Source organism: Streptococcus oralis, assembly GCF_001578705.1.
In the GTDB taxonomy this organism is placed as follows: domain Bacteria; phylum Bacillota; class Bacilli; order Lactobacillales; family Streptococcaceae; genus Streptococcus; species Streptococcus oralis_J.
The window spans coordinates 20,708-31,489 of the sequence record NZ_KQ969040.1 but is presented as its reverse complement, the minus strand read 5'-3'; the positions used below and the strand labels follow the sequence as shown (position 1 = coordinate 31,489).

3 protein-coding genes and 1 pseudogene are annotated in these 10,782 nt (G+C 41.5%); all 4 read left to right on the top strand.

Features of this window, described 5'->3' with window-relative positions:
* Positions 1 to 587: pseudogene (locus SORDD05_RS08985) on the top strand (MBL fold metallo-hydrolase); the annotation flags it as partial.
* A gap of 20 nt (positions 588 to 607) precedes the next feature.
* Positions 608 to 1,363 (top strand): SDR family NAD(P)-dependent oxidoreductase, encoded by a 756-nt coding sequence (locus SORDD05_RS08980; protein WP_061419234.1) that lies wholly within the window; start codon positions 608 to 610, stop codon positions 1,361 to 1,363.
* Between the two features lie 250 nt (positions 1,364 to 1,613).
* Positions 1,614 to 8,840 carry an LPXTG-anchored adhesin/beta-galactosidase BgaA gene (gene bgaA, locus SORDD05_RS08975; protein ID WP_061419231.1) on the top strand — a complete coding sequence of 2,409 codons (7,227 nt, stop codon included), beginning with the start codon at positions 1,614 to 1,616 and terminating at the stop codon, positions 8,838 to 8,840.
* 677 nt (positions 8,841 to 9,517) lie between these two features.
* Positions 9,518 to 10,777, top strand: coding sequence for a preprotein translocase subunit SecY (locus tag SORDD05_RS08970; RefSeq protein WP_000680147.1), 1,260 nt, complete (start codon positions 9,518 to 9,520; stop codon positions 10,775 to 10,777).
* The last annotated feature ends 5 nt before the right edge of the window (positions 10,778 to 10,782 follow it).

Sequence of the window (10,782 nt, the reverse complement as noted above, 5' to 3'; positions counted from 1 at the left end):
ATAAGATTCATTTCCATGAGTTTGACCAAAATTCTCTAGGAAAAATCCTTGAAACCGATAAATTCACTGTGTATGCAGAGGAACTGGACCACACTATTTTCTGTGTTGGTTATCGGGTCATGCAAAAGGATCTTGAAGGTACCTTGGATGCTGAAAAACTTAAGGCTGCTGGTGTGCCGTTTGGACCTCTTTTTGGAAAAATCAAAAACGGCAAGGATGTTGTTCTCGAAGATGGGACTGAAATCAAGGCTGCTGACTATATCTCAGCTCCTCGTCCTGGTAAGATTATCACTATCTTGGGTGATACTCGAAAAACCAACGCCAGTGTACGTCTAGCTGTCAATGCCGATGTCTTGGTTCACGAGTCGACTTATGGCAAGGGAGATGAAAAAATTGCTCGCAATCACGGTCACTCAACCAATATGCAGGCAGCACAAGTGGCAGCAGAAGCCGGTGCTAAGCGCCTCTTGCTCAATCATATCAGTGCTCGCTTTCTCTCAAAAGATATCAGTCAGCTCAAGAAAGATGCAACTAGTATTTTTGAAAATGTCCATGTAGTCAAAGACTTGGAAGAAGTTGAAATCTAGAAGATTGAGAAAGGATAAGTATGTCTACGATTCTCATTACAGGTGCCAGTGGTGGTCTAGCCCAAGAAATGGTCAAACTCTTGCCAAATGACCAACTGATTCTGCTTGGTAGAAATAAGGAAAAATTAGCTCAGCTCTACGGAAATCATTCTCACACAGAATTAGTTGAGATTGATATTACTGATGACCAAGCTCTAGAAACGTTAGTAACTGACCTCTATCTTCGTTATGGAAAGATTGATGTCTTGATTAACAATGCTGGTTACGGAATTTTTGAAGAATTTGACAAGATTTCTAATCAAGATATTCACCAGATGTTCGAGGTCAATACCTTTGCTCTGATGAATCTGTCTCGTCTTATTGCTCGTCATATGAAGAAGAGCCGAAAAGGACATATCATCAATATCGTCAGCATGGCAGGCTTGATAGCTACTGGTAAGTCCAGTCTTTACTCAGCAACCAAGTTTGCGGCTATTGGTTTTTCAAATGCGCTACGCCTTGAACTCATGCCCTATGGTATCTATGTGACGACTGTTAATCCAGGTCCTATCCGTACAGGATTTTTTGACCAGGCAGACCCAGATGGAAGCTACCTCAAGTCTGTTGACCGATTTCTCTTAGAACCAGATGTGGTTGCTAAAAAGATTGTCAAAACCATAGGAAAAAATAAACGAGAACTCAATCTTCCTTTTTTGCTCAATATAGCTCACATATTTTATACTCTCTTTCCCAAGCTAGCTGATAAGTTGGCAGGGGAAATATTAAATTATAAATAGAAGAAGTTCCTTAGAAAGGGAACTTTTTTATCATATTTTATTGAGTGTAAAAAAGTTGTTTGTTTCTGTTCTAAATCTACATTCACATTTTTTGAATCTTCTACAAATTTTAGAAAAAACAATCAAAAATATGATTTTTTGTGTTTAGGTTATTGAAATTTCCTATATTATTTTATAAAATAAGGGTAAAAGGCTATGAAAAAGTAATACGCTTACAAAGAAATGGAAGCGGTTACTAAAGGAGGATTTTATGAAAAAAGGCCATTGGAATCGTAAAAGAGTCTACAGTATTCGTAAGTTTGCTGTAGGCGCTTGCTCTGTCATGATTGGAACCTGTGCGGTTCTATTTGGAGGAAGTGTCGTTGGAGAATCACCAGTTTTCGCGGATGAAACTCCTATTACTCACACTGTGGAAAGTCCGGCAGTGGAGGAAAAAGAAAATCAAGCTGTAGCAGAGCACAAGGATGCTGCAAGTATTGACCAAAGTCAAGCTGCACCAATTGAAGCAAGCAAACCAGAGGTGAAAGAAGATGAACCTGTAGCTTCAAAAGAGGAGAAAGCATCTCTAAAACCTGAAGAAACTGCTCGAAAGGTAGAATCTCAAGCTTCAAGTCAAGAAAAGCCTGTCAAGGAAGAGTTGAAAGCTGCGACAAATGAAGAAGTGAATCAAATGATTGAAGATAGAAAAGTGAATTTTAATCAAAATTGGCACTTTAAGCTCAACGCAAACCCCAAAGAAGCTGTGAAATCAGATGCCGATATATCAACATGGCAAAAATTGGATCTCCCACACGACTGGAGTATCTTTAACGATTTTGACCATCAGTCACCTGCCCAAAACGAGGGGGGACAGCTCAATGGTGGTGAAGCTTGGTATCGCAAGACCTTTAAACTTGATGAAAAAGATCTCAAGAAAAATGTTCGTGTCACCTTTGATGGTGTCTATATGGACTCTCAAGTCTATGTCAATGGCCAGTTAGTGGGGCATTATCCAAATGGTTATAATCAGTTCTCATACGATATCACCAAATATCTTCACAAAGATGGTCGTGAGAATGTAATTGCTGTCCATGCAGTCAACAAACAGCCAAGTAGCCGTTGGTACTCAGGTAGTGGTATCTACCGTGATGTGACCTTACAAGTGACAGATAAGGTTCATGTTGAGAAAAATGGGACAACCATCCTAACGCCAAAACTTGAAGAACAGCAACACGGCAAGGTTGAAACTCATGTAGCCAGCAAAATCGTCAATACAGATGATAAAGACCATGAACTTGTGGCAGAATATCAAATCGTTGAACGTGGTGGTCAGGCTGTAACAGGCGTGGTTCGTACAGCAAGTCGTACCTTGAAAGCACATGAATCAACAAGCCTTGATGCGATTTTAGAAGTTGAACAACCAAAACTCTGGACAGTTTTAAATGACAAACCTGCCTTGTATGAACTGGTTACGCGTGTTTACCGTGACGGTCAATTGGTTGATGCTAAGAAGGATTTGTTTGGTTACCGTTACTATCACTGGACTCCAAATGAAGGTTTCTCTTTGAATGGTGAACGCATTAAATTCCATGGTGTTTCCTTGCACCATGACCACGGAGCACTTGGAGCAGAAGAAAACTATAAGGCAGAATACCGTCGTCTCAAACAAATGAAGGAGATGGGCGTTAATGCCATCCGTACAACTCATAACCCTGCAAGTCCACAGACCTTGCAAATCGCAGCAGAACTTGGTTTGCTCGTTCAGGAAGAAGCCTTTGATACTTGGTATAATGGCAAGAAACCTTATGACTACGGACGTTTCTTTGAAAAAGATGCCACTCACCCAGAAGCTAGAAAAGGTGAAAAATGGTCTGACTACGATCTTCGTACCATGGTCGAAAGAGACAAAAATAACCCAGCTGTCTTCATGTGGTCTATAGGGAATGAAATCGGTGAAGCTAACGGTAATGCTCACTCTCTTGCAACGGTTAAACGCTTAGTAAAAGTGATTAAAGATGTTGATACTACACGTTATGTTACCATGGGAGCAGATAAGTTCCGCTTTGGTGATGGTAGCGGTGATCATGAGAAAATTGCTAATGAACTGGATGCAGTTGGTTTCAACTACTCAGAAGATAACTACAAGAAACTTCGTGCGAAACATCCAAAATGGTTGATTTACGGTTCAGAAACATCTTCAGCAACCCGTACACGTGGTAGCTATTATCGTCCTGAAAGTGAATTGAAACATAGTAACGGACCTGAACGTCATTACGAACAGTCTGACTATGGTAATGACCGAGTTGGCTGGGGTAAAACGGCGACAGATTCATGGACTTTTGACCGTGACAACGCTGGCTATGCTGGACAGTTTATCTGGACAGGTACGGACTATATCGGTGAACCTACACCATGGCACAACCAAAACCAAACTCCCGTTAAGAGCTCTTACTTTGGTATCGTAGATACAGCCGGTATTCCAAAACATGACTTTTATCTCTACCAAAGCCAATGGGTTTCTGCTAAGAAGAAACCAATGGTTCACCTCCTTCCTCATTGGAACTGGGAAAATAGAGAATTGGCATCGAAGGTTGAAGATTCAGACGGAAAAATCCCAGTTCGTGCGTACTCAAACGCTACAAGCGTTGAATTGTTCTTGAACGGTCAATCTCTCGGTGTTAAAAAGTTCAACAAAAAACAAACTAGTGATGGCCGTACCTACCAAGAGGGTGCCAATGCTAAGGAACTCTATCTTGAGTGGAAGGTTGCTTACCAACCAGGTACTTTGGAAGCTGTAGCTCGCGATGAAGCTGGAAAAGAAATTGCTCGTGACAAGATTACCACTGCAGGCCAACCAGCAGGAGTTCGTCTCGTCAAGGAAGAACACGCAATCGCAGCAGATGGAAAAGACTTAACCTACATCTACTACGAAATCGTAGATAGTGAAGGAAATGTGGTACCAACTGCCAATAATTTGGTTCGTTTCCAATTGCATGGACAAGGTCAACTGGTCGGTGTCGATAATGGGGAACAAGCCAGCCGTGAACGCTATAAGGCACAACCAGATGGTTCTTGGATTCGCAGAGCCTTTAACGGTAAAGGGGTTGCCATTGTCAAATCAACTGAGCAAGCAGGCAAATTCACCCTTACTGCCCACTCTGATCTCTTGAAATCTGGTCAAGTAACTGTCTTTACTGGTAAAAAAGAAGACCAAGAAAAGACTGTTCTCGGGACAGAAGTACCAAAAGTACGTACTGTTATTGAGAAAGAGCCAAAAATGCCGAAGACAGTCGGTTTTATCTACAGTGATGGCAGTCGTGAAAAACGTCCAGTAACATGGTCTTCTGTTGATGTGAGCCAAGCTGGAGTTGTGACAGTTAAAGGCATGGCAGACGGACGTGAGGTAGAGGCACGTGTCGAGATTCTAGCAATTGCCAAAGAACTACCAACTGTTAAACGTGTTGCTCCAGGAACAGATTTGAATGCTGTTGATAAATACGTTTCTATCGCTGTAACAGATGGAAGCGTTCAAGAATACGAAGTGGATAAGTGGGAGATTGCGGAAGCAGATAAAGCCAAACTTTCAGTTGCAGGATCACGTATTCAAATGACTGGCCAACTAGGAGGCGAAACCGTTCATGCTACCCTTGTGGTAGAAGAAGGCAATCCTGCAGCACCTGTAGTGCCAACTGTAAGTGTTGGTGGTGAAGCCGTTACAGGCCTCACTAGTCAACATCCAATGCAATACCGCACTCTTGCTTATGGTGCACAATTGCCAGAAGTCACAGCAAGTGCTGAAAATGCAACTGTTACAGTTCTTCAAGCAAGTACAGCAAACGGTATGCGTGCAAGCATCTTTGTTCAACCAAAAGATGGTGGTCCGCTTCAAACCTATGCGATTCAATTCCTTGAAGAAGCACCAAAAATTGACCATTTGAGCCTACAAGTGGAGAAAGCTGATGCTCTAAAAGAAGACCAAACAGTGAAATTGTCTGTTCTCGCTCACTATCAAGATGGAACGCAGGCTGTATTACCAGCTGATAAAGTAACCTTCTCTACAAGTGGTGAAGGGGAAGTCGCAGTTCGTAAAGGAATGCTTGAGTTGCATAAGCCAGGAACAGTCACTCTCAAAGCAGAATATGAGGGGGCTACAGGTCAAATCAATCTCACGATTCAGGCCAACACTGAGAAAAAAGTAGCCCAATCTATCCGTCCAGTAAACGTAGTAACAGACTTGCATCAAGAACCTACTCTTCCATCAACAGTAACAGTTGAGTATGACAAAGGTTTCCCTAAAGCTCACAAAGTCACATGGGAAGCTATTCCAAAAGAAAAACTCGATCACTATCAAACCTTTGAAGTGCTAGGTAAAGTTGAAGGCCTTGACCTTGAAGCGCGTGCCAAAGTCTCTGTAGAAGGCATCGTTTCAGTTGAAGAAGTCAGTGTGACGACTCCAATCGCAGAAGCGCCGCAATTACCAGAAAGTGTTCGTACCTACGATTCAAATGGTCACGTTTCATCAGCTAAGGTTACTTGGGATGCGATTCAATCAGACCAATACGCTAAGGAAGGTGTCTTTACCGTCACTGGTCGCCTAGAAGGTACGCAATTAACTACCAAACTTCATGTTCGTGTGTCTGCTCAAACTGAGCAGGGGGCAAACATTTCTGACCAATGGACAGGTTCAGAATTGCCACTGGCCTTTGCTTCAGACTCAAATCCAAGCGACCCAGTTTCAAATGTCAACGATAAATTGATTTCCTTTAATGATCGCCCAGCTAACCGTTGGACAAACTGGAATCGTAGTAATCCAGAAGCTTCAGTTGGTGTTCTGTTTGGAGATTCAGGTATCTTGAGCAAACGTTCTGTTGATAATCTAAGTGTCGGATTCCACGAAGACCATGGAGTTGGTGCGCCGAAGTCTTATGTGATCGAGTATTATGTTGGTAAGACTGTTCCAACAGCACCTAAAAACCCTAGCTTTGTAGGTGAGGAAAACCATGTATTTAACGATCCAGCCAACTGGAAACCAGTTACCAATCTAAAAGCCCCAGCTCAACTCAAGGCTGGAGAAATGAATCATTTCAGCTTTGACAAAGTTGAAACCTATGCTGTCCGTATTCGTATGGTTCGACTTGATAGCAAGAAAGGAACATCTATCACAGAAGTACAAATCTTTGCGAAACAAGTCGCAGCAGCCAAACAAGGACAAACAAGAATCAAAGTTGACGGTAAAGACTTAACAAACTTCAACCCTGATTTGACAGACTACTACCTTGAGTCTGCAGGTGGAAAAGTTCCTGCAGTAACGGCAAGTGTTAGCAACAATGGTCTTGCGACGGTCGTTCCAAGCGTTCGTGAAGGTGAGCCAGTTCGTGTTATCGCTAAGGCTGAAAATGGCGACATCTTAGGAGAATATCGTCTGCACTTCACTAAGGATAAAGACTTGCTCTCTCGTAAACCAGTTGCTGCGGTTAAACAAGCTCGCTTGTTGCAACTAGGGCAACCACTTGAATTGCCAGCTAAGGTTCCTGTTTACTTCACAGGTAAAGACGGTTACGAAACAAAAGACTTGGCAGTTGAATGGGAAGAAGTTCCAGCGGAAAATCTGACAAAAGCAGGTCAATTTACTGTTCGAGGCCGTGTCCTTGGTAGTGACCTTGTTGCTGAGTTCGCTGTACGAGTGACGGACAAACTTGGTGAGGCTCTCTCAAACAACCCTAACTATGATGAAAACAGTAACCAAGCCTTTGCTTCTGCAACCAATGATACTGATCCAAGTTCACATGACCGTGTAGACTATATCAATGATGGAGACCACAATGAAAATCGTCGTTGGACAAACTGGTCTCCAACACCATCTTCTAATCCAGAAGTATCAGCAGGTGTAATCTTCCGTGAAAATGGCAAGATTATCGAACGGACTGTTGCGCAAGCCAAACTTCATTTCTTTGCAGATAGTGGTACGGATGCACCATCTAAACTCGTTTTGGAACGCTATATTGGTCCAGACTTTGAAGTGCCTACCTACTATTCAAACTACCAAGCCTACGAATCAGGCCATCCATTCAACAATCCAGATAACTGGGAAGCTGTTCCTTATCGTGCGGATAAAGACATTGAAGCTGGAGATGAAATTAACGTAACATTTAAAGCTGTGAAAGCCAAAGCCATGAGATGGCGTATGGAGCGTAAAGCAGACAAGAGCGGTGTTGCAATGATTGAGATGACCTTCCTTGCACCAAGCGAATTGCCTCAAGAAAGCACTCAATCGAAGATTCTTGTAGATGGAAAAGACCTTCCTGATTTCGCTGAAAACCGTCAAAACTATCAAGTAACCTATAAAGGTCAACGTCCAAAAGTGACCGTTCAAGAAAGCAATCAAGTAGCTTCAACAGTTGTAGATAGTGGCGATGATAGCCTTCCAGTACTTGTTCGCCTCGTTTCAGAAAGTGGAAAACAGGTCAAGGAATACCGTATCCAACTAGTTAAGGAAAAACCAGTTTCTGAGAAAACAGCCCCTGCTATTCAAGAAGAGAATCCAAGTCTTGAGGTTGTCGAAAAGGAACTTGCCTTCCAGACTGTTCAAAAAGAAGATCCAAGTCTATATGTAGGTGAAAGTCGTGTAGAACAAGAAGGACAAGTTGGTAAGGAACGCATTCTTACATCTGTTAGTCCAGACGGAACTCGTGAAGAGAAACTCCGTGAAGTGCTTCAGGCTCCTGTTAACCGGGTTCTTCTCGTTGGAACTAAACGTGGTACGGCTCAACCGCTTGATGGTGTCAAAGATTTGGTTCATGAAAAACCAGAACTTCTAGTTGAAGAAGAGGCAATTGATTTCAAAGTTCAAGAACGTAAGACTGACAAACTTTATGTGGGTGAAAGTCGTGTTCTTCAAGAAGGTCAAAAAGGTGTTCGTGTCCACCTAGTAGAAGTCGAAAACGGTAAGCGTACATCGAAAGAAACCTTTGATAAGATAGTTGCGCAAGATCGTATCGTGGAAGTAGGAACTAAACGTGGTACGGCTCAACCGCTTGATGGTGTCAAAGATTTGGTTCATCACAAGCCAGAGCTCCTAGTGGAAGAAGAGGAAGTTGATTTCCAAGTTCAAGAACGTAAGAACGATAAACTTCCAGTAGGGCAAACTCGTGTGATCCAAGAAGGCCAAAAAGGTGTACGTGTTCATCTCATCGAAGTGGATAATGGGAAACGCACTCTAAAGGAAACCTTTGATAAGGTAGCAGCACAAGATCGTATCGTGGAAGTGGGAACTGCTGTAGCACAAGAAGGACCAAATCCACAAATTCCTGTCAATCCAGATGCGCACCAATTGGCTCAAACAGGAGCACAATCTCAAGAAGAAAAAGTGACACAAACTGAAAAAGGTCACCTTCCAAATACAGGAAGTGAGTCTCAGGTGTCAGCTTTAGCAGCAGGATTGGCTCTCTTGGGCTTAGGTGCAGGTCTTGCAGCTACTACTCGCAAAAAAGAAGACTAAGTTTAGTTACAAGCTAAACTGAACAGGAAAAGGCCAGAGTGACGCTCTGGTCTTTTTCGTCTGAGTTGTAATAGTAAACAAATGTTTAGAATAGTCACTCCTATTCCAAATGGATTTTGTTCAAAATTCATAAAGTGCTCTTCACACTTATAAAAAGAGAGGTCGTGTTTGAAAATAATTGATAAATATGCTACAATAGTAGGCACTGGAAATTTTTATAAATGATTTTTTAATGAGAAAAATCGGATAAAATCCATTCAACTTTCGAAGGACTACGATCAGATGAGAAAGCGTAAGATTCCTTACCTTTCAGAGATTTGGTATGGGAATGGTTTTTTAGATGTCAATCATGGTGACAGAGTTGATATACTTATAAAAATTTTAAGGATTAAGTAAATCCGTTTATGCATTTGATAATGTTCAAATAGAAAAAATGGAAGAACAGGTGTTCTCACATGAAAATATTCAAGGATAGAAGAGAAGCTCCAAGTAGATTTACACTCATGAGGTGCTCCTGTATTTCGTAGGTGAAATATCATGGTAAGCCAGTTAATCCTATCTTGATTATCAGTGGGATGAGCCTGTTTTCTTGAGTTGTCTTGCTGTTACGATGGTGCATGAACATTGCTAGAAAATGATCGCAAGACTTGCTAAATATAAAGAATAAAGGATGACAGATGAAACATTTCGGTCTTAAGAAACAGAAACGAACAAGTATTTTTTTCCGAAGAGCAATTTTTACAATTTTGATCATTGCGATCTATTTACTTGGTCGCCATATTTTACTTCCAGGATACAATGGCAATACAGGTTTTTCGCAAATAACTGAGCAAAATCCCTTGGCCTATTTGTATTCCTTGGCAGGAGTAGATGTCTCTCAGATTTCCATGTTTTCTCTGGGATTAGGTCCATGGATTACGACGATGATTGTCTGGCAAGTCATCAACTTGAATAAAAGTTGGAATATCCAGTCCTGGTCATTGAAAAAAGCGGATTTTGTGCAAAAAATTCTAACTTTGATTTTTTCCGTGTTACAGGGGATAGCTGTTATGTACACAGCTCGTTCGGAAAATGGACGCTTTTTGCTTCTTGTAGATGATTGGATTTATAATATGGCTGTACTAGCAACTGTTGTAGCAGGAAGCTTTGTTATTATCTGGTTGGCTGGTTTGAATGTTAGCAAGGGAGTAGGCGGGCAGACAATTATTATTATTTCAGGAATTCTGCTACAATTTGCTAACCAATTGGTGGTATTGATAGGACAATCTGTTTTGTCTAAAGAAGGACTAGCATTTCTAGTGGGTGCGGCGATCTCATTTTTGCTCTTGGGCTATATTGCCGTGGTCTGCGAGAGAGCTGAAATTCGTTTGCCTCTAAATCGAGTCATGTTAAGTAGTCGTTACTATGGCAAATCTTACCTCCCTATCAAATTTCTTCCTTCTGGGGGGATGCCTATTATGTATGCCTCGAGTGTTATTATGTTGCTTCAGTTGGTATTAGACTGGTTTGGACATGGTTTTACAAAAAATTTTGGTAGTTTATTTGACTTTACAAAACCCCTAAGTTTAGCCTTTTACCTGCTTGCTATCTATCTTCTTGCAATTTTATTTGCCTATATCAACTTAGAACCAGAAGAAACAGCGAAACGTTTACAACGTCAAGGAGAATACCTAGATTATATCCAGCCTGGGAAAGCAACTTTAAAAGTTTTGAAACATTACATTTCCTTACAGTCTAACGTAGGAGCACTCTACCTGATCGTTTTTATTGGTTTACCCTATTTCATTAATTTCTTCCTACCTCTTCCAAATTTGCTTTTGACTATACCAAGTACATTGATCATTTTAGTCAGTATGCTTTTGCCTTTGCATGAAGAAATACGTATCTTGAGAATTGGGACTTACTACCACAAAGAATTAGAATTTAAAGGAGAATAGAGGGA

Coding starts and splice junctions, on each gene's coding strand:
- bgaA (WP_061419231.1), top strand. CDS start 1,614: ATGAAAAAAGGCCATTGGAATCGTAAAAGAGTCTACAGTATTCGTAAG.
- SORDD05_RS08970 (WP_000680147.1), top strand. CDS start 9,518: ATGAAACATTTCGGTCTTAAGAAACAGAAACGAACAAGTATTTTTTTC.
- SORDD05_RS08980 (WP_061419234.1), top strand. CDS start 608: ATGTCTACGATTCTCATTACAGGTGCCAGTGGTGGTCTAGCCCAAGAA.